This window comes from Pedobacter glucosidilyticus DSM 23534 (assembly GCF_000425145.1).
Taxonomy (GTDB): domain Bacteria; phylum Bacteroidota; class Bacteroidia; order Sphingobacteriales; family Sphingobacteriaceae; genus Pseudopedobacter; species Pseudopedobacter glucosidilyticus.
Map to the genome: position 1 here is coordinate 272,456 of NZ_AULF01000003.1, position 20,889 is coordinate 293,344.

A 20,889-nucleotide genomic window follows, 5' to 3' on the forward strand; every position below is an offset into this window, starting at 1 on the left:
AAGCATCATGCCACTAGAATTTAAGATAACCTACTATTCTTAATCTCATCTACAACATTAGGGTCTAGCAAGGTTGAAGTATCGCCTAAACTATTCACCTCACCCTCAGCAATTTTTCTTAAAATTCTTCTCATAATTTTACCTGATCTGGTTTTAGGTAAACCACTTACAAACTGTATTTTATCTGGTTTAGCAATAGGCCCAATGATACGACTAACTGTCATAGCTATATCTTTTCTGGTTAACTCTTCATCATCTGTCTCTTTAGAAAGTATCACATAAGCATAAATACCTTGTCCTTTAATATCATGCGGATAACCTACCACTGCAGACTCTACCACATCAGAGAACATGTTAATGGCATTTTCTACTTCTGCTGTGCCAATTCTATGTCCAGATACATTGATAACATCATCTACCCTACCTGTAATACGATAATAACCATCCTCGTCACGCATACAACCATCGCCAGTAAAATATAAATTATCATAAGTAGCAAAGTAGTTTACGCGGCAACGTTCATGATCTCCGTAGGTTGTTCTTAACATACCGGGCCACGGAAATTTGATACATAAATTACCAGAAACACCATTTCCAACAATTTCTTCACCCTTTTCATCAACTAAAATAGGCTGTATACCTGGCAATGGTAAGGTTGCAAAACAAGGTTTTATAGGCGTAACGTTAGCTAATGGAGATATTAAAATTCCGCCAGTTTCTGTTTGCCACCATGTATCAACAATAGGACAATTCTTTTTACCAATATGCTCATTATACCAATTCCATGCTTCTTCATTTATGGGCTCGCCCACAGAACCTAACACTCTTAAAGAGCTTAAATCTTTATCTTTAACGAAATCTAAACCAAATTGCATAAGAGAACGAATTGCCGTAGGCGCAGTGTATAAGATATTTACTTTATATTCTGCTACAATATCCCAAAATCTGCCTGCATCTGGCCAAGTTGGCACACCTTCAAACAATAAACTTGTGGCACCCATAGCTAATGGCCCATAAACTATATAGGTGTGTCCAGTAATCCATCCAATATCTGCAGTACAGAAATAAATTTCTTCTGGCTGGTACTGAAAAACATTTTGGAAACTGTAACCAGCGTAAACCATATAGCCTCCGCAAGTATGCACTACGCCTTTAGGTTTCCCGGTTGAACCGGATGTGTATAGAATAAACAATGGGTCTTCTGCATCCATTTCTTCTGCAGGGCAATCTAGCATACCTAAAGTTTCTACTTTCTTAATTTCATCTTCCCACCAAACATCACGACCTTTTATCATGGATATTGGCGTTCTGCTACGGGTTAGCACAATAACTCTTTTAACCGATGGACATTGTACCAAAGCATCGTCCATTACATTTTTTAAAGGCACTTCTTTGGTGCCTCGGTAAGATCCATCGGCAGTAATAACTATGCTGCAATTAGCATCTTGTATTCTATCTGCTATAGATTGAGCAGAAAAACCACCAAATACTACCGAGTGTATAGCTCCAATTCTGGCACAAGCTAAAACAGCAACAGCTAATTCTGGCACCATAGGCATGTAAATGCAAATTCTATCGCCTTTTTTAGCTCCGTTATTTTTTAAAACATTGGCAAACAAACATACCTTTTGGTGTAGTTGCTTGTAGGTAAAAGCTCGGTGATGTTCCTCGGGGTCGTTTGGTTCCCAAATTAAAGCTGGCTGGTCGCCTTTATCTGCCAAATGCCTATCTAAACAGTTTTCTGTAATATTTAATTTTCCTCCAACAAACCAATTGATATCAGGCTCTTTAAAGTTCCAGTCTAATACTTTATTCCACTTCTTTTTCCATAAGAAGCTGCTTGCAACAGTATCCCAAAATTGCTCTGGCTGTTCAACACTTTGTTGATAAACTTTCTGATAATCTTCAAACGACTTGATGCTTAAATCCATTTTTCTCTTTAATTTATTGTTTTATAATCTTCTTTATTTAATGCTGTTATTTTCTCTATTAAACGGCGGGTAGAAAAAGGTTTTATAATAAACAAATCTGCCCCTTTGCTGTAGGCAAGTTTAATATCCTCATCTTTACTTTTTGCCGAAATAAAAATCACTTTTATATGTTTGTAAGCTTCGCTTTGCTTTACAAAATCACAAACTTCATAGCCATTTACATCAGGCATCATGATGTCTAGTAGTATTAATTCTGGCTCATGCTCTTTTATTTTCAGGATAGCTTCTGTACCGCTTAAAGCAATAAAAACCTCATAGCCCGCTTTCCGCAATAAAAACTCTACAGACATGACTATGGCTGGATCATCATCAACTATTAAAACTTTTTTAGCTACGCTCATGATATAATCTCTATAGGTAATGTAAAATAAAAACAAGCACCAGATGTTTCGGCATCAACAACGCCTATTTCCCCTTGGTGTAACTCTACAATTTTTTTGCAAATGGCTAAGCCTAAACCGCTTCCTTCTGCCTTTTTGGTTTGATTTTCTGTTTGATAAAACTTATTAAAAACGTAATTTTTATCCTTGTCAGGGATACCTTCACCATTATCTGTGATGTTAATTTTTATACAGCCCTCATTCTCTAAAACCATTACTTTTATTTCTCCATCCTTTTCACTACAATACTTAATAGCATTAGAAACCAGATTGTTAACCACCCTGGATAATAAATCCTGATCTCCGTGAACTATTGGAATATGCTCTGGAAAAGAAGTAGATAAGGTGATATTTTTATCTTTTATTAATTGAGATAAAGCATGCAAGACATCCTCAACTAATTTTTTAATAGCTATTTCTTGATGATGTAAACTTTGCTTCCCAGATTCTAATTTCTCTAAATCCAAAACCTGAGTAATTAACCTACTTAAGCGTTCAATTTCTTTAATCATGGTGGCTAAAAACTGCTGTCTTTGTAAGGTATCTAATTCCGGGTTATCGTATAAAATTTCAGAGAAAGCCCTAATAGAAGTAAGCGGCGTACGTAGCTCATGCGTAATGCTATACAGAAAATCATCTTTAATAATTTCTGCCTCTTTCATTTGCATATTGGCCAGTTCTAAGGCATCAGAAGCTTTTTTTAATTGTTCTGATTTTTGCTGCAATTCTTTATTTAAGCTGATAAATTGCTGAGATTCTTTCAGGATTTCTACAACTTCATTTAAGCTTATTTCTTCCTCCTTAACGATAGATTCTATTAATATTCTTGATGATGCAGAACCAATAACACCTGACAGAATTTTTTCCGCATAAGTGATTAGGCGTTGGTCTGCATTGGCATCTTCTTGTAACAAATTAAGCTGATATCTTCTGGAAAAATGTGTCAAAAGCTGCTTGGTTTTCTCTTGTCCTAAGAATTGCTCCATTAAACTTTTAATTTCCTTTATTTTGATTTGCCCTGTTCTGTTAACTGAGGTTTCGTAAGCAACTCGATATTTAGAAACATTGATAAAAAGTTCAGCTTGTATTTCTTCTTGATTGGTTGATTTCGTGTATAAAGAGCCTAAAACGTATAATAAAACATTGATAAACATACTCCAAAAGAAAGCATGTGTTAAGGTTGTAAAAGCCGATAATCCAAATAGTTGATTAGGTTTTAATAATCCCAAACCAAATAAACCTTCACTTAGAATTTCTTTAGGTAATAACCCTGCCCCAATAATAGCCGGAATAATTAGCGTAAAAAACCAAATGATAAAACCACTGATGATGCCTAATAAAGCTCCATTTTTATTAGCCCGAGACCAAAACATTCCGCCAATAACAGCAGGAGCAAATTGCGCTACAGCTGCAAAAGAAATTAAGCCTGTTGAAACTAGCGAGTAACTTTCTGCTATCTCAGCAAAATAAGCATAAGCCAAAAGCAGGATTAGGATGATAGACAGCCTCCGGATATTTTTAATAGACCGCTCTACTTTATGGATGAAAATCTTTTTAAATGGAGTTACTTTAAGAATAAGTGGTATCAAAAAATTATTGCTTAACATAGTGCTTAAAGCAATAGTTTCCACAATAATCATCCCGGTTGCTGCAGAAAAACCTCCTAAATAAACTAATAAGGTAATCTCTTGATGCTGATATACAAATGGCAGAGAGAGTATACTAAAATCAGCCTCAAAATTTGATGATATAGGTAATAACTGCCCAGCTAAGGCTATCGGTAATACAAATACGTTAATAATTAAAAGATACAAAGGAAATAACCAAATAGCTTTGTAAAGATGTTTCTCATCAACATTTTCTACCACCGCAACTTGAAACTGCCTTGGCAATAATAACACAGCAAACATAGATAGGATGCACATCACCAACCAATCGGTATAATTGTAAGAAGAGTCAAAAGTAAAACTCTTTTGCAATGCGGGTATGGCGGCGGCTCTGCTAAAAATATCATCAAACCCATTAAAAAGAAAGAAAACAACAAAAATTCCGCCTACTAAAAAAGCTACTAATTTCACTATCGACTCAAAGGCTACGGCAGTTACCATCCCTTCATGTCTTTCTGTTGAATCTACTTTACGTGTACCAAAAATGATGATAAAAATAGCTAGTAAAACAGTTATCCAAAAGGGAATATTACTTAATAAAGAGATGTTTGTACTTGAACTGGTATGCTGAGGATGATTAACTAAAAAAGCAAAGGTTGTAGCAATTGCCTTTATTTGCAAAGAAATGTACGGAATTACGCCTAACACGCAAACAATAGTTGCTAAAGTACCTAAAGAGGTGTTTTTACCATAACGGGCAGAAATAAAATCGGCAATGGAGGTAATTCTTTGTGCTTTGCAGATTCTTATCATCTTCCTGATAATCAAGAACCAAAGCGGTGCTGCAATAGTAGGCCCTATGTAAATAGCTAAAAAATCAGGACCAAAATCTGCCACCCTGCCAATACTGCCATAAAAAGTCCATGCGGTACAGTAAACCGCCATAGAAAGCGCATAAACGTAAGGCTTAAGTGTATTGCTGTTTTGGTTAGATCTTTTCTCAGCCCAATAAGCCACACCAAACAATAAAAGTAGGTAACCAAAAGAAAATATGACAACCAATAAAGTATTCATATCTATTCTCGACTATCCTTTCTTACCACATAAAATAATACGGCAATTATGAAAATCCAACCCATAAATAGGTATAAATACAGGGTTGGGATACCACAAATTAAAGAAGAGCGATTAAAAATTGAAAGTACAGGATATAGCAATAGCACACAAAATATGGCGCTAAAGAAAACCAACTTTTCCTTCATTAATCGCTCTTTCATTTCTCTTAATCCTCCTGATTATACTCGCCTTGCATAGCGTATAAACCAAAAACAAACATCCCACCTACTATGATAGGGGCTAAAATAAAGCAGTAAATAATGGCAGGTACTAAATCTTCCGTACTGCCTGTTGCAAATTTTGGAAGAGCCTGGCTAACCAATAAATAGTAACCAGCTGCAATTCCCAGAAGAATCCATACTATTCCTAATATTCTTTTTATAAAATTCATGTCTTTTAAAATTAATCGTTCATAGCTTTTTGTTTACCAATGTAGAGTACTCCTATAATAAAGCATACTCCGGCAATAATAATTGGATACCATAAACCTTCTAAATAAGGCTTATCAAAAGGTAATACCTGTCCTGCAGCGGCAGCGGCCTCATTAGCCGTAGTAGCTTGCGATGCTAAATAAGTAGCTATAGCAGGTAATAATCCTCCAAAAACACCATTTCCAATATGGTATGGTAAAGACATAGAAGTATATCTGATATTGGTTGGGAACATCTCTACTAAAAATGCTGCAATTGGACCATAAACCATAGCTACATAAATAACCTGTATCAGTACCAAAGCAACAAGAATATAAAAGCTCTCATTACCTACATTTACTATTTTAGTAATTTTAGCTTTACTCGCTTGCGCTGATGCTGAAATAACTTGTTCTGATAGCTCTGTATAGATAGTTCCATCTGTATAGTATTTGGTAGTTGTTATAGTTTTGATAGAATCTGAAGTGCCTTCTTTAAGCGAAACAGCAATATCCGTTTTTAATTGATCCTGAAGTTCTACTTTATTAGTTACATCTGCTGTCTGATAAATTTTATCATATATTGGTCGGTAAGTTAAAATTGCGACAAGCATACCCACCATCATGATACCTTTTCTGCCTATTTTATCAGATAACCAACCGAAAAACACGAAAAACCCTGTGCCTAGCATTAAACCTAAGGCAATGATATAGTTGGTTTGATCAAATTCTATATGACAAACGGTTTGTAAGAATGATAAAGCATAAAACTGCCCAGTGTACCATACCACACCTTGGCCCATAGTTGCACCAAATAAGGCTAGTAAAACAAATTTGAAGTTTAACTTTTTCCCGAAAGATTCTTTTAAAGGATTAGCAACGGTTTTACCCTCGGCTTTAGCTTTTTTAAATAATGGAGATTCATCCATATTTCTTCTAATGAAGTAAGAAACGGCTACCATCACAATAGAAATTAAGAAAGGTACACGCCATCCCCAATCTTCAAAAGAGGCTTTGTCCATTGCATTTCTAGTAATCAGAATCACAAAAAGCGAAATAAATAAACCTACTGTGGCTGTAGTTTGTATCCAAGCTGTTCTTAAACCTCTTTTGTTAGGCTCAGAATGCTCTGCCACATAAGTTGCTGCACCACCATATTCGCCACCTAAAGCTAATCCTTGTAATAATCTTAAAATCAAAACTAAAACTGGGGCTATAAAACCTATAGTGTCATAACTTGGTATTAAACCGATGGCAAAAGTTGAGAAGCCCATCAATAATAATGTTACCATAAAGGTGTATTTCCTTCCTATGATATCGCCTAATCTACCAAAGAACAATGCGCCAAAAGGCCTTACCACAAAACCTGCTGCAAAGGTGGCTAAAGTTGATAAAAACGCTGCTGTGGGATTGTCTTGCGGGAAAAATTTAGTTGCTATAATAACAGCTAAGCTTCCGAAGATATAGAAGTCATACCATTCAATGAGGGTGCCTGCACTGGAGACACCAATTACTTTCCAAAGGTTTTTTTTATCCACCTTTTGTTGCGGAACACTTTCTAACATAATTAAAATTCTAGGTTGTTTGGTTTATAAAAGTTTTATAAAGCTTGTTATAAAGTCGCTTAAAAACAAACCTCAATCTTAAAAATGCTAACTATATACATAAGCTTATTTAAACCTATCCCACTTGATGAGCATATATTTGTCTCCTAATTCTGTAACAATCATTCCTGCTCCTTTTAAATTCTCTTCCTGAGCATAAAAATCTATCAATTCTTGATGTTTAAATATTTTATATGAAGGTTTATAGACCGTTTTAACCGGTCTTGTTAACTGAAACTTTTTAACCCATTTCATTACGGAAACATGGCTTATACCCAACAAACGTTCTATTTCTCGGTAAGAAACTCCCTCAACGTATAGCTGCAAAGCTTTGATGATGTAATAATTATCTACTTGTTTACCTATTTTATCTACAGTGAAATAATATTGGCAATCTTTGCACTTAAAGCGTTGTTTATTATTGATAATTCCGCTTTTTACGATTTGAGTTGATTGACACTTGGGACAAGTTTTTTTAACTTTTTTTGATGTATCCATAAACTATAGCAAATTAGCAATAAATTCTCAATAAGAAATAGATAACTACATAAAAGGCTATTTATATGGCTTTGATTTTTAGCAATTCACAGGAAAAGAAATAAATTCTAAAAATAATTGAGAATACTATTGTCTAATACATTTTATTTTCTGATATTTGCACACTCTTTGTAAAACTGAGTTTTAATAGAAAACACGATATAGTCATGTCAAGAATTTGTGATTTAACAGGAAAAGCATCATTAGTAGGTAACCACGTATCTCACTCGAACGTGAAAACCAAACGTAAGTTTCATCCTAACCTTCAATTAAAGAGATTTTATATCCCTGAAGAAGACCGTTGGATAACTTTAAAAGTTTCCACATCAGCAATAAAAACTATCAATAAAATCGGTATTACCGAGGCTATTAACAGATTCATCAATAAAGGATCTATCTAATTTAAAGACTTTTAAAACCGAAATAGAATGGCTAAGAAAGGCAACAGAGTTCAAGTAATTTTAGAATGTACTGAACATAAAGAAAGCGGAATGGCGGGTACTTCAAGGTATATCACTACTAAGAACCGTAAAAACACTCCAGAGAGATTAGAGATAAAGAAATTTAACCCTGTTTTAAGGAAAGTTACTTTACACAAAGAAATTAAGTAAGAAATAGCTACCTGTTAGCATAAAATAATATTTAACATGGCAAAGAAAGTAGTTGCAACCCTAAAAACCGGAACCGGTAAAGAGTATTCAAAGGTTATTACTATGGTTAAGTCTCCTAAAACAGGCGCTTATACCTTTAAAGAAGTTATTGCACACAATGATCATATCAAAGATGCTATCGTTGCTGCAAAAGAAGGCACTAACGCTTAATTTAAAACTTCTATGATATTGAAGCCGTTCTAATAACCATTAGAATGGCTTTTTTTATTTAATTTTATACCCTATGGGATTATTTGATTTCTTTAAGAAAAAAGAAAAAACTGTTGAAGAAAAAGAAGCGCTGGATAAAGGGCTTGAAAAAACTAAAGACACTTTTTTTTCTAAAATAAGTAAGGCTGTTGTTGGAAAATCTACAGTTGATGATGATGTTTTAGACGAATTAGAGGAAATATTAGTAACCTCTGATGTTGGTGTTAGCACCACACTAAAAATTATAGATAGAATACAAGCGAGAGTTGCTAGAGATAAATATTTAAATACAAGCGAGCTTAATGGTATTCTTAAAGAAGAAATTCAAGCATTATTAGAAGAAAACAACTCTTCAGACTTTCAGAATCTAGCTTCTTACACTAACCAAAAACCTTATGTAATTATGGTAGTTGGCGTAAATGGCGTTGGAAAAACTACCACCATAGGCAAGTTAGCTTATCAATTAAGAGAAGCCGGACAAAAAGTTGTTTTAGGTGCTGCCGATACATTTAGAGCTGCAGCTGTAGACCAAATTAAACTTTGGGGAGAGCGTGTTAACGTAAGAGTAGTATCTCAAGGCATGAATGCCGACCCTGCCTCTGTTGCATTTGACACTTTACAATCTGCTGTGGCAAACCAAGAAGATATAGCTATTATTGATACTGCCGGAAGATTACACAATAAGGTAGGCTTAATGAACGAGCTTTCTAAGATTAAAAATGTCATGAATAAAGTTGTACCTGGTGCACCTCATGAAATTTTATTGGTTTTGGATGCTTCAACAGGGCAAAATGCTATTGAGCAGTGTAAGCAATTTACGCAAGCAACAGATGTTAACGCCTTAGCACTAACTAAATTAGATGGTACAGCCAAAGGCGGTGTAGTTATCGGAATTTCTGATCAGTTTAAAATCCCAGTAAAATATATTGGTGTTGGCGAAAAAATGACCGACTTACAGCTTTTCAATAAAAAAGAGTTTGTGGATAGTTTGTTTAATACATGATTACTCAGATTGATTTGATTACACTGATCTCAAGATAATCTATCTATAACATGGCAGAATCAAATTTAGTAAAAGATACTCTTACACATAAGATAATTGGATGCTGTTATGAAGTGCATAAAGAATTAGGCCCAGGTTTTTTAGAAAAAATATACGCTAGAGCTCTTATACTTCAATTTAGTAAGGAGAATTTGAAATTTGAGTATGAAAAAGAATTCACAGTTTTATTTCAAGGACAATCTGTAGGTAAATTTAGATGTGATTTTTTTAGTAGAAAATAAAATTATTGTTGAATTAAAATCAGTCACAGGAATAATGCCTAAACTTTTTCAAAGTCAAGTAATATCTTATTTAAAAGCTAGTAAAGTAAAAACCGGTTTGTTAATAAATTTCGGCAATACAAGCTGCGAAGTAAAAAGATTCTCTGTTTAAATACAGTGAAATCAAAAAATCGGTGAAATCAAAAAATAATGAAAGTAAAATCAACAAAATCCCCTATCATAAAACCACGTGTTAATGTAGTTACCTTAGGCTGTTCTAAGAACACTTATGACTCTGAGGTTCTTATGGGGCAATTAAAAGGTAATCAAATAGATGTTGTTCATGAGGCAGATCGTGTGCAAGAAAACGATATTATTGTTATCAATACTTGTGGCTTTATCGATAATGCTAAGCAAGAATCTATTGATACGATATTGCAGTTTAGCGAGCTTAAAGAACAAGGAAAAGTTGGAAAAGTTATCGTTACCGGATGTTTATCAGAACGTTATACTCCAGAATTATCAGCAGAAATCACCAATGTTGATGCCTGGTTTGGTACTAACGATTTACAAAACCTACTAAACTCGGTAGGTGCCAACTACAAATATGAGTTACTTGGAGAAAGACTTTTAACAACACCATCACATTTTGCCTATTTTAAAATAGCCGAAGGTTGTAACAGACCATGCTCTTTTTGTGCTATTCCTTTAATGCGTGGTAAACACCTATCAAAACCTATTGAAGAATTGGTAAAAGAGGCTAAACATTTAGCTAAAAATGGCACAAAAGAACTTATTTTAATTGCTCAAGACCTTACTTATTATGGTTTAGACCTTTATAATGAGCGTAAATTAGCCGATTTAATGCGCCACCTTTCTGATGTTGATGGTATTGAATGGATAAGATTACAATATGCCTATCCGTCTGGTTTCCCTATGGATATTTTGGATGTGATGAACGAGCGCCCTAATATTTGTAATTACTTAGATATGCCACTACAACATATTAGCGATAATATGTTAAAATCAATGCGAAGAGGCACAACTAAACAGAAAACTATCGACTTGGTTAATCAGATTAGAGATAAAGTACCTGATATTGCCATGAGAACGACTTTAATTTGCGGTTACCCAGGCGAGACTCAACAAGATTTTGAGGAAATGTTAAATTGGGTTGAAGAAACCAAATTTGATAGATTAGGCTGTTTCACTTATTCGCATGAAGAAAAAACCCATGCTTATGATTTGATTGATGATGTACCGCAAGAGGTAAAAGAAGAACGTGTTGAGGCTATTATGGAAGTGCAGCAAGGTATTTCTTTTGACCTTAACCAGCAAAAAGTTGGCAACACATATAAAGTTTTAATTGATAAAAAAGAAGGCGATTATTTTGTGGGCAGAACACAATTTGATTCTCCAGAAGTAGATAACGAAGTTTTACTACATGCTGCAGATAATTATGCTACTACTGGCAGTTTTGTTCAAGTTAAAATAGACCGAGCCGAGGACTTTGACCTTTATGGAACTATTGTCAAATAATTGATAGAAATAGGGGAAATGATGAATTTCTCCTATTTTCGTTTTCAATGGAAGCTCAGTATATTGATTATGAAGAAACCCGATGTTTCTCAACGGCCTTAATCAGATACATCAGGCAAGATGCCGATTTAAAGCCTTTTTATAAGCACTCAGCAAATCTTGCAGGTTTTAAAGCCTTGCTAACAGATAAAAAAGTTATCGCCAACAGGCAAACTTTGGTTGAGGTTTTAAAGGAGCAATATCAACAAATCAACAACCAATCTGCTGCAACGCAGGCACATATCAACCAACTATTAGAAGATAATAGTTATACCATTACAACCGGTCATCAACTCAATATTTTTACAGGTCCGCTTTATTTTATATTCAAAATAGTAACCGCTATTAATTTAGCCAAAGACCTTAAAAAAGAGTTTCCTAACCAAAATTTCATTCCTGTTTATTGGATGGCTTCAGAAGATCATGATTTTGAAGAAATTAACCATACCTATATTGGAGGTAAAAAAATAGCGTGGAAAAAAGAAACAGCTGGTGCAACAGGCAGAGTAGATACGAAATCCATCATCCAAGCTTTAAATGAATATAAAGGAATTTTAGGTCTTGCTGATAATGCTTTACAATTGAGTAAAATAGTTGATGAAGCCTATACTAAGTTTACTAAACTTGCTGATGCTACCAGATATTTAGTGAATGAACTTTTCGGAAAACACGGTTTGGTGATTATAGATGCAGATCATCCACAGCTAAAAAAACAGTTTGTTCCTATCATTAAACAAGATATTGTTGGGCAGCATAGCTTCAAAAATATCTCTGATACTAATAAAGTATTAACGAGCATTGGGATAACACCGCAAGTTAATGCTCGTGAGATAAACTTCTTTTATTTAACGGATGATTTACGTGAGCGAATTGTTTTTGAGAACAATCAATATCAAGTATTAAATACAGATATAACGTTTAGCGAGGATGAACTAAATCATGAAATAGAAAATCATCCCGAAAGATTTAGCCCAAATGTGGTGATGCGCCCACTTTATCAAGAAGTGATATTACCCAACATAGCTTATATAGGCGGTGGTGCTGAGGTTATTTATTGGCTACAACTAAAATCAAATTTTGATTTCTATAAAGTAGATTTCCCTATTTTGATACTTAGAAACTCGGCCATGATTGCCAATACTAAACTTAAGGATAAATTAAGCAGACTAAAATTAGATTTTAAAGATATTTTCGAGGATATAGATACCTTAAAAGCTCGTTGGCTAAAAATACACTCTAACCATGTTTTAGACTTAAAAAACGAGTGGCGAGAGCTAGAATGTATTTTTGAAAGATTAAAATTAAGAGCTCATAAAATAGACCCTACTTTATCGCCAAGTACAGAAGCTGTAAAAGTAAGACTAGAAAAAGCCATTCTGAATCTCGAGAAGAAACTCTTAAAAGCCGAAAAAAAGAATTTTGCTGACGCGATGAACAATCTAGATAAAATAAAATCTGCCCTATTCCCTGGTGGAGGTTTGCAAGAACGGAAAGAGAATTTCGGCTTATTTTATGTAGCTCATGGAGATGATTTTATCCAAAACCTAATCCAACATTTTATACCTTTAGATTTTAAATTTACCATACTTATTTAATGGAATACCATATTTTCCCTGAGCAGCAATTAAGAAGTTTTACAGAAAATATTTTTAAAGCCATGGGATGTTCTGATGAGCATGCCCAACTAGCTGCTGATGTTTTAATAAAAGCTGATTTAAGAGGTATAGACTCGCATGGCGTAGCCCGTTTAACAGGATATGTAAGGCTATGGGAGAAAAAACGAATTAATACCAAACCACATATTAAAGTAGTACACGAAACTAACAGTACGGCTACCGTTGATGGTGATGCAGGATTAGGGCTTATTGTTGCGCCTTGGGCTATGCAAGTAGCTATCAGAAAAGCCGAAGAATGTGGTTCTGGCTGGGTAGCAGTAAGAAACTCGAACCACTTTGGTATTGCCGCTTACCATACTTTAATGGCTGTAGAGCAAGATATGATTGGCTTTGCTGTAACCAATGCCAGTCCTTTGGTGGCACCAACCTTTTCTACCGAAAGAATGCTAGGGACCAACCCTATTTGTTACGCTTTTCCGGCAGAAAACTACCCGCCAATGGTGGTAGATATGGCAACTTCTACAGCAGCTAATGGCAAATTAGAAATAGCACAAAGAAAAAACACAGAAGTACCTAGCGGTTGGATACAAGATAAAGAAGGAAATGCTACCATAGACCCCCACGGATTAAAAGCTGGTGGTTCTTTACTACCACTAGGCTCTGATAGAGAACATGGCAGCCATAAAGGATTTGGCTTAAGTGCTACGGTTGATATTTTATCGGCAGTATTATCTGGCGCTAGTTATGGGCCTTGGGCTCCGCCTTTTGTAGCATTTATGGACCCGCTACCAAATCAACCAGGGCAAGGGCTTGGTCATTTCTTAGGTGCTATGCGTGTTGATGGTTTTAGACCTAAAGCAGATTTTAAAGCACACATGGATAATTGGATAAAGCGTTTTAAAGAAGCTAAACCTATTAACGAAAATCAAAAAGTTATCATCCCTGGCGAGCCAGAACTAGAAGCAGAAAAGGACAGAAAAATTAATGGTATACCTTTAATAGAAGCTGTTGTTAAAGATATGAACGAGGCTGCTGCCAAATTTGGTTTGCCTATTTTATAAATCTTACCGATTTTTAAAATAGCTTAAATACATATCTGGAGTAAAAGCAGCTAACTCACTTTTTTGATAATCTTTAACATTTCTGGTTATAATAAAAGAAACAAGCTTGTGATTAACAGCCGAAAAGTTCTGTAACGCATCCTCAAAATCTTTGAAGTCAGAATTTAAAGAATTCATAATCGTGTTTTTATCCATCTGAAGAACATCTATTATAGTAAGCAGTTGTTTTAACTTTTCAACTATAACTTGATGCTGTGCAATTTTTCTTAAGAGGTAATAAACGTTACAAATGATAACTGGAGTTGTGAAACCTTTTATCTGCTTTTTTTCACATAAGGTAAAAACTTCTGCGGCACTTTTAACAAAAGGTTCTCTGTCAAAAAAGAAGTCTAAAATTACATCTGTATCTATTAATACATGATCCATTTTACAAATATTTTGCTTGTAATCTATCTCTTAGCTCTTTTTTATAGTCTATTTCATTAGCTATTTTAAAACTTCCTTTTAAAGATTTTACTACAGGAGTTAAATGCTCATTTTTTTGACTTTCAGTTTCTTTCGTAAGGCTTTTAAGATAATTTCCTATGATATCAGACAAGCTACGATTTTTACTTTTAGCATATTTCTTTGCTTTGGCAATAATCTCTTCTTCAATGGTTAAAGTTAGTTTGGTATTCATAGCTATTTAAATTATCATTACAAATATAACTACTAAACATCAAATACGTGTTATAAATAAAAAACATACACGTGTAATCACAAAAAAGCGAACCTCAGCAGAAGTTCGCTTTTTTTAAGCTTAAATGAGAATTAATGAATCCCCATAAATAGTCTATTCCATCTTATCTTGTCAAAGAAAGTTCCATTTTCGTTCCAGCTCATCCATACGAATAAAGCTTTACCTACGATATGATCCTCCGGTACAAAACCCCAATATCTAGAGTCTAATGAATTATGACGATTATCTCCCATCATCCAATAATAATTCATTTTAAAAGTATAGGTATTAGATTTTTTCCCGTTAATATAAAAATCATTACCCTTTACTTCTAATTGGTTACCCTCGTACAACTGGATAGCTCTTTTATAAATAGGGTAAGTTAAGCTATCTAAAGTAACTGTCCAGCCTTGTTTAGGAACAATGATAGGTCCGTAATTATCCTCGTTCCATTTCAAATTAGGATCATGAGGGAATATCTCTTGTTTAAACTCCCCTTTTTGAGCTATCATGGGTGTAAAAACTTTCACATTAGAAAAAGCTTTCACTTTACTGATTTCTGTAGATGGCATGATAAAAACATATTCATCGGCACTAACACGCTCTACATCAGTATCAATGTCTTCTAAGGCTTTAGGGTTAAATTCGCTACCATCAGTTTTAACGTAATAGGTTGTTTGGCTTCTTTCTGGAATATCAACTTGTTTTCCGTTTACAAAAACAACACCATTATCAATGCTTAAAGTATCGCCGCCAATAGCTAAACATCTTTTAATATAATTCTCACGTTTATCAATTGGACGATTTAAAGGTTCATCAGCGTCCATAGGATAATTGAAAACCACTACGTCATTACGCTTTATATCCTGAAAACCAGGTAAACGGTAATAAGGTAATTGCCAACCATCCCAATAAGCTTTGGTACCCGTTACGGGCATCGTATGATGAGCAAAAGGAAAGGCAATAGGTGTTATAGGTGTACGAGCACCGTAGTTAACCTTACTTACAAATAAGAAATCGCCTACTAATAAGGAGCGTTCCATTGAACCTGTAGGTATGGTATAAGCTTCTATAAATAAACCACGAATTAAAGTAGCTGCTATAACAGCGAAAACGATAGCATCGAGCCATTCTCTGCCTGCACTTTTCTTTTTCGTTGGTGTTTTTTTGTTTTTGTTCTTCTCCCAGAATTTAAAATTCATGATAATATTTTTTATACATTAAAATTGTACATCTCTTTTACAGAGTAAAAGCCTTTTTTACCTCGTAACCATTCGCCAGCTAAAACTGCCCCTAAAGCAAACCCTTGTCTGCCATGTGCTACATGCTTTAATTCTATACGGTCTACATCAGAATCATAAATCACAGCATGTGTGCCCGGTACTTCACCTTCTCTGTAAGACTCTATAATTAGATGCTCTGGACGATGTTGTGTTACATGATTTTCTGAAGCACTTACATCAACCCACTCTTTTTTAGTTTTAAACTCTTCTAAAATATCTTCGGCAATGGTGATGGCTGTACCGCTTGGCGAATCTAATTTATGAATATGATGAATTTCTTCCATACCAACATCATATTGGTCAGAAAAGTTATTCATCATCTTGGCGGCAATTTTACTGATTTGGAAAAATATATTAACCCCTACACTAAAGTTTGAGCCATACATAACAGTTGCATTAGCGCTTAGACAGGCATCTTTTACTTGCTGCAACTGGCCATACCATCCGGTAGTACCAACTACCAATGGCACTTGTGCATCAATACATTTTTGGATATTGGTTAAAACAGTTGCTGGTGTACTAAACTCTATGGCTACATCTGCTTTTTGCAGATTCTCTAATGTAAGCTCATGCGTATTGCTTTCATCTATTTTTAAAACAATTTCGTGATTACGGTCTAAGGCAATGCTCTCAATCATTTTACCCATTTTACCGTAGCCTAGTAATGCTATCTTCATAATTTTATGGTTAATTTAAGCATAGGAACCGGAGCTTGGTTTATGCCGAAAGAATAAACTGGTGTATAAATAGAAGGTGAAATTTTGATGGCTAAATCGTCATCAACATCAAAAGTTGCTAAGCGAGCATCTATATAGGCATCAATCATATTGATACCATAAAAACCTACAAAAGCCAATATACTTAAATCTCTATTTCTTCTATAAAAGTCTTTTGCACTGTAAATTTGTACGTCTGAGGCATTAAGGTATTGTTCTAGTTCCTTACGACCTTCGCTTCTGGCTTGGCTTTCGCCTAAAAACTCTTTATAAAAACGTTGGTTAAAATCGTAAACCAAGCCTATACCTACAAAACCACCATAAACTAATGGAACTTTCCACCATTTACCGTTTCTTGCTTGTCCCCAGCCAGGGATAATAGCCGAACGTAAAACAGCTTTACGTGGCGATTGTAGTTCTGTGCTATCTTTAAATAAAGAAAAAACATCTCTATTTAAACGCTGCTTGATAGAAATTTTTGGCTTTTCTACTGATACGGTATCCTTATTTTGTGCAAAACACAAAACACTGCTACCTAGTAAAATCGCAAAAAATAAAGGCTTAAGCATGCTACCAGTCCAAAAGTTCTAATATCCTGTTCAGGTCATCATCAGATAAAAAAGGAATTTCTATGCTTCCTTTTCCGTTTGGCTGAACTTTCATTTTAATTTTAGTTGCAAATTTTGAAGATAAATCGTCCTGTATTTTTTGATATTGGAAAGAAACACCATCTGCTTTTTTAGCCAATTCTGGTTTTTTAGCACCATTTTGCTTGATATTTCTTACCAATTCTTCTACTTTTCTTACTGATAAGTCTTTATCAATAATCTCTTGAAAAATAAACAATTGACTGGAAGAATCTTCTACACTGATAAGCGCTCTTGCATGCCCCATAGATAAGTGATTATCTCTGATGGCAGCCTGTATTACCGGAGGTAATTTTAACAAACGCAGATAATTGGTAATGGTTGAGCGGTTTTTAGAAACCCTATCGCCCAATTCTTCTTGCTTTAAAGAGCATTCATCAATCATTCTTTGGAAACTTAAAGCTACTTCTATAGCGTTTAAGTTTTCTCTTTGGATATTCTCTATTAAAGCCATTTCCAGCATCTGCTGGTCGTTAGCGGTACGTATATAAGCCGGTATTTCATCAATACCTGCCATTTTTGTAGCTCTTAATCTTCTCTCACCAGAAATTAATTGATAAGCATCTCCAACCTTACGAACGGTTATAGGCTGAATTAAACCTTGAAGTTTAATAGATTCTGAAAGTTCTTTTAACGCTTCTTCATCAAACTCAAAACGAGGTTGAAACGGGTTAACCTGTATTTGGTTGATTTTAATTTTACTTATAGAACCTAAAGAAACAGTATTGGTATTCTCTGTAACGATGGGCTGCTGACGCTGATAGGATGTATCCGGAGTATCATTAAGTAAAGCACCTAAACCTTTACCTAAACCAAATTTTCTTTCTTTAGTCATGCTTTATACTACTTCTTTTTGATCAACCGGACTTTCTTTTGACAAACCATTTTTCTTGATAATCTCACGGGCAAGATTTAAATAGTTTATAGCTCCTTTAGAGTTCGCATCATGCATAATCACAGAAATGCCAAAACTTGGCGCCTCGCTTAATCTTGTGTTTCTGGCTATAATAGTTTGGAAAACTAAATCTTCAAAATGTGAACGCACTTCTTCTACCACTTGGTTAGAAAGTCGTAAACGTACATCGTACATGGTTAACAAAATCCCTTCTATTTGTAATTCTGGATTTAAACGTGTTTGTACAATTTTAATGGTATTTAACAATTTACCCAAACCTTCTAGTGCAAAATATTCGCATTGTACGGGAATTATAACCGAATCTGCTGCTGTAAGCGCATTGATAGTAATTAAACCTAAGGATGGAGAACAATCAATAATGATAAAATCATATTGGTCTCTAATTTTTTCTAAAACTGCCTTCATTTTGAACTCGCGTTCATGAAGATTAATCATCTCTATTTCTGCACCAACTAAATCTATATGTGCGGGTAATAAATCTAAATTAGGGGTTTCTGTTTTCCTAATAGCTTCTTTAGGGTCAACATCATTAATGATACATTCATAAATACTTGTTTTGATGGTACGAGGATCAAAACCTATACCTGACGTAGAATTTGCCTGAGGATCGGCATCAACAATTAAAGTTTTAAATTCAAGTACGGCTAAACTTGCTGCTAAATTAATAGAGGAAGTTGTTTTACCTACTCCTCCTTTTTGATTGGCAATTGCTATTATCTTACTCATCTACCTAAAGTATGCTATATGCTAGTATGTTTGCTATGGTTAAACAGCCATATTTTTGTAATTTCGACCTTATTTAACCATTTTTTCATAAAGGGCTAAGATACAAATTTAAACAATATCAATTTCCACACGTTTAGAAGATTTATAAACATACAGATATGACTTTAATAATTTCAGCAACTAACAGGCTGAATAGTAATACGCTTAAAGTAGCAAAATATTACCAAAAAATTTTAAAAGCTAAAGGCACAAATGCTTCTATTTTATCTTTAACAGATTTACCTGAAAATTTAATTATTTCTGATTTATATGGTAAAAGAAGTGCTGAGTTCCAAAATATACAACAATTGGTTTCTGCAGCTGATAAATTTCTTTTTGTGATTCCAGAATATAATGGAAGTTTCCCGGGTATTTTAAAAGTTTTTATAGATGCTTGCGACTTCCCTCAATCTTTCTACGGTAAAAAAGCAGCGCTGGTTGGTGTATCATCAGGAAAATATGGAAATATACGTGGTGTAGACCACTTTACTGGTGTTTGCAATTATATGAATATGCAGGTTATGCCCTTGAAAATTCATGTTACGGCGGTACATAAAGAATTAAATGAAGATGCTAATTTCTTTAATGCCGATACCGTTAAGTTTTGCGATGAGCAAGCAGAAAAGTTTATCGCTTTTTAAGCTACATCAAACTTAACCCAAGCATGACCTTCATAACCAAAATTGAAATATTTTGGTGTGATGATTTCAGCTAAAATCTCAATAGAATCTACTAACCTAGGACCACTTCTGTTAAAATAGTGGTTACCATCGGCAATGTAGATTTTATTGTTTTTAACCGCTTGCAAATCTTTCCATTGCGGCAGGCTCAATAAAACACCTATCTCTTGCATGGTTCTAGAGATAGAAAATCCGCATGGCATGATGATGATGATATCAGGGTTTGCTTCTGCAATTTCTTCCCAGCTTACAAAGGGAGAATGCTGACCATTTTGAGCTAGTAATGATGTGCCTCCAGCAATTTGCACAAGCTCAGGAATCCAATTCCCTGATACCATTACAGGTTCTAGCCACTCTATACAAGCTACTTTAGGTTTATCATTAAAAAACTTTAGTTTATGTTTTACGATATCTTTTCGCTCTTCTAAATCTTCTATCAAAGTTTCGGCTACAGCCATAGTGTCTGTTGCGGCAGCTATTTTTCTAATATCATCAAAAACATCATTTAAAACTTTTGGCTCTAAAGAAATAATTTGGGTTTGATGACCTATAAAATCGGCTAAAGCCTCTTCTACATCTTTTAAAGAAACAGCACAAACATCACATTGTGCTTGGGTAATGATGATATCAGGTTTTAATTCTTGAATTAAAGCTTTATCAATTTTGTAAATGGATAAAGAATCTGATAAAATTTCTTTAACCTGTTGGTCTATTTCTTTACTGCTACCTGTTGAAGTAAACTTTGCATCAGAGCAAATAGGCAAATACTGGATACTTGCCGGAAAATCGCACTCGTGAGATCGTCCAACCAAATTTTCTTCTAAGCCTAAGGCACAAATAATTTCGGTTGCGGCAGGTAACAAAGAAATAATCCTCTTCATGAATATCAAATTTCCGCAAAGATAGTAAAATCAAAACAGGGATAAACCTATCCGATTTATCCCTGTTTTAAATTGTTTTATTAATGGTTTTAGTTGCCCATACCTCCACCGGCTTGGCCTCCGCCATCACCTTGTTTTAAGTCGTCATTCTTAACGCCTTTTTTAGGATTTTGATTCACTTTTAAGCTTCCAAATCTCCAACTGAAGTTAACGCCAACAGAACGGAAAGGTATGGAGAAGTTGTTAGACTGTACAAAGGCT

Annotated in this window: 24 protein-coding genes; 10 read left to right on the forward strand and 14 right to left on the reverse strand. The window is 34.6% G+C overall.

From position 1 onward, the window contains the following. Positions 1-20: 20 nt before the first annotated feature. The 6 genes from acs to H510_RS0101310 all read right to left on the reverse strand — a co-directional run bounded on the left by acs (position 21) and on the right by H510_RS0101310 (position 7,605). The gene (gene acs / locus H510_RS0101285; RefSeq protein ID WP_026902651.1) at positions 21-1,931 is read right to left on the reverse strand and encodes an acetate--CoA ligase; all 1,911 of its coding nucleotides are present in this window, start codon (positions 1,929-1,931) and stop codon (positions 21-23) included. A gap of 8 nt (positions 1,932-1,939) precedes the next feature. Then, positions 1,940-2,332 (reverse strand): response regulator transcription factor, encoded by a 393-nt coding sequence (locus tag H510_RS0101290; protein ID WP_026902652.1) that lies wholly within the window; start codon positions 2,330-2,332, stop codon positions 1,940-1,942. Then, positions 2,329-5,052, reverse strand: a complete 2,724-nt coding sequence (locus H510_RS0101295; RefSeq protein ID WP_026902653.1) for a sensor histidine kinase — start codon at positions 5,050-5,052, stop codon at positions 2,329-2,331. Before H510_RS0101295 ends, H510_RS0101290 begins: the two co-directional genes overlap by 4 nt. A gap of 208 nt (positions 5,053-5,260) precedes the next feature. Next, positions 5,261-5,485 (reverse strand): DUF6814 family protein, encoded by a 225-nt coding sequence (locus H510_RS0101300; RefSeq protein ID WP_026902654.1) that lies wholly within the window; start codon positions 5,483-5,485, stop codon positions 5,261-5,263. An 11-nt stretch (positions 5,486-5,496) separates the two neighbouring features. Then, on the reverse strand, positions 5,497-7,068 hold the full coding sequence (locus H510_RS0101305; protein ID WP_026902655.1) for an MFS transporter: 1,572 nt from the start codon (positions 7,066-7,068) through the stop codon (positions 5,497-5,499). Between the two features lie 105 nt (positions 7,069-7,173). Then, entirely contained in the window at positions 7,174-7,605 is a 432-nt protein-coding gene (locus H510_RS0101310; RefSeq protein WP_026902656.1) for an IS1/IS1595 family N-terminal zinc-binding domain-containing protein, read from the reverse strand. Positions 7,606-7,811: 206 nt separating this feature from the next. Here H510_RS0101310 and rpmB point away from each other — a divergent pair, with 206 nt between their 5' ends. From rpmB to H510_RS0101350, 9 genes are all read left to right on the forward strand, one after another. Then, positions 7,812-8,045: a 50S ribosomal protein L28 gene (gene rpmB / locus H510_RS0101315; protein ID WP_026902657.1), complete on the forward strand. Its 234-nt coding sequence runs from the start codon at positions 7,812-7,814 to the stop codon at positions 8,043-8,045. A 27-nt stretch (positions 8,046-8,072) separates the two neighbouring features. Further along, on the forward strand, positions 8,073-8,255 hold the full coding sequence (gene rpmG / locus H510_RS0101320) for a 50S ribosomal protein L33 (protein ID WP_026902658.1): 183 nt from the start codon (positions 8,073-8,075) through the stop codon (positions 8,253-8,255). A 36-nt stretch (positions 8,256-8,291) separates the two neighbouring features. Next, positions 8,292-8,465, forward strand: a complete 174-nt coding sequence (locus H510_RS19800; RefSeq protein WP_081659159.1) for a DUF4295 domain-containing protein — start codon at positions 8,292-8,294, stop codon at positions 8,463-8,465. Positions 8,466-8,538: 73 nt separating this feature from the next. Further along, complete coding sequence (gene ftsY / locus H510_RS0101330) at positions 8,539-9,507, forward strand: signal recognition particle-docking protein FtsY (RefSeq protein WP_026902659.1); 969 nt, start codon at positions 8,539-8,541, stop codon at positions 9,505-9,507. Between the two features lie 50 nt (positions 9,508-9,557). Continuing rightward, a complete protein-coding gene (locus H510_RS20530) occupies positions 9,558-9,788 on the forward strand; it encodes a GxxExxY protein (RefSeq protein ID WP_051290993.1) in 231 nt (76 codons plus the stop codon). A gap of 34 nt (positions 9,789-9,822) precedes the next feature. Then, complete coding sequence (locus tag H510_RS20640) at positions 9,823-9,939, forward strand: GxxExxY protein (protein WP_425413787.1); 117 nt, start codon at positions 9,823-9,825, stop codon at positions 9,937-9,939. A gap of 38 nt (positions 9,940-9,977) precedes the next feature. Continuing rightward, positions 9,978-11,306, forward strand: a complete 1,329-nt coding sequence (gene rimO / locus H510_RS0101340) for a 30S ribosomal protein S12 methylthiotransferase RimO (RefSeq protein ID WP_026902660.1) — start codon at positions 9,978-9,980, stop codon at positions 11,304-11,306. A gap of 47 nt (positions 11,307-11,353) precedes the next feature. Continuing rightward, positions 11,354-12,940: a bacillithiol biosynthesis cysteine-adding enzyme BshC gene (gene bshC, locus H510_RS0101345; protein ID WP_026902661.1), complete on the forward strand. Its 1,587-nt coding sequence runs from the start codon at positions 11,354-11,356 to the stop codon at positions 12,938-12,940. Continuing rightward, positions 12,940-14,022 carry an Ldh family oxidoreductase gene (locus H510_RS0101350; RefSeq protein WP_026902662.1) on the forward strand — a complete coding sequence of 361 codons (1,083 nt, stop codon included), beginning with the start codon at positions 12,940-12,942 and terminating at the stop codon, positions 14,020-14,022. Before bshC ends, H510_RS0101350 begins: the two co-directional genes overlap by 1 nt. Positions 14,023-14,025: 3 nt before the next feature. Here H510_RS0101350 and H510_RS0101355 read toward each other — a convergent pair whose 3' ends face one another. From H510_RS0101355 to H510_RS0101385, 7 genes are all read right to left on the reverse strand, one after another. Continuing rightward, a complete protein-coding gene (locus H510_RS0101355; RefSeq protein WP_026902663.1) occupies positions 14,026-14,448 on the reverse strand; it encodes a type II toxin-antitoxin system VapC family toxin in 423 nt (140 codons plus the stop codon). A gap of 1 nt (position 14,449) precedes the next feature. Then, complete coding sequence (locus H510_RS0101360) at positions 14,450-14,701, reverse strand: DUF6364 family protein (RefSeq protein ID WP_026902664.1); 252 nt, start codon at positions 14,699-14,701, stop codon at positions 14,450-14,452. Between the two features lie 131 nt (positions 14,702-14,832). Continuing rightward, positions 14,833-15,942: a signal peptidase I gene (gene lepB, locus H510_RS0101365; protein WP_026902665.1), complete on the reverse strand. Its 1,110-nt coding sequence runs from the start codon at positions 15,940-15,942 to the stop codon at positions 14,833-14,835. A gap of 11 nt (positions 15,943-15,953) precedes the next feature. Then, positions 15,954-16,700, reverse strand: coding sequence for a 4-hydroxy-tetrahydrodipicolinate reductase (gene dapB / locus H510_RS0101370; protein WP_026902666.1), 747 nt, complete (start codon positions 16,698-16,700; stop codon positions 15,954-15,956). Beyond that, positions 16,697-17,308, reverse strand: a complete 612-nt coding sequence (locus tag H510_RS0101375) for a DUF5683 domain-containing protein (RefSeq protein WP_026902667.1) — start codon at positions 17,306-17,308, stop codon at positions 16,697-16,699. The genes dapB and H510_RS0101375 overlap by 4 nt, the downstream gene beginning before the upstream one ends. A gap of 1 nt (position 17,309) precedes the next feature. Then, a complete protein-coding gene (locus H510_RS0101380; protein WP_026902668.1) occupies positions 17,310-18,221 on the reverse strand; it encodes a ParB/RepB/Spo0J family partition protein in 912 nt (303 codons plus the stop codon). A 3-nt stretch (positions 18,222-18,224) separates the two neighbouring features. Then, positions 18,225-19,028: a ParA family protein gene (locus tag H510_RS0101385; protein WP_026902669.1), complete on the reverse strand. Its 804-nt coding sequence runs from the start codon at positions 19,026-19,028 to the stop codon at positions 18,225-18,227. A 158-nt stretch (positions 19,029-19,186) separates the two neighbouring features. On the opposite strand from H510_RS0101385, the gene H510_RS0101390 reads away from it, so the two are divergent. Then, positions 19,187-19,708: an NADPH-dependent FMN reductase gene (locus H510_RS0101390; protein WP_026902670.1), complete on the forward strand. Its 522-nt coding sequence runs from the start codon at positions 19,187-19,189 to the stop codon at positions 19,706-19,708. Here H510_RS0101390 and H510_RS0101395 read toward each other — a convergent pair. Next, positions 19,705-20,628 (reverse strand): cobalamin-binding protein, encoded by a 924-nt coding sequence (locus tag H510_RS0101395; RefSeq protein ID WP_036691484.1) that lies wholly within the window; start codon positions 20,626-20,628, stop codon positions 19,705-19,707. The two genes, H510_RS0101390 and H510_RS0101395, sit on opposite strands and share 4 nt — an antisense overlap. Between the last annotated feature and the right edge of the window lie 261 nt (positions 20,629-20,889).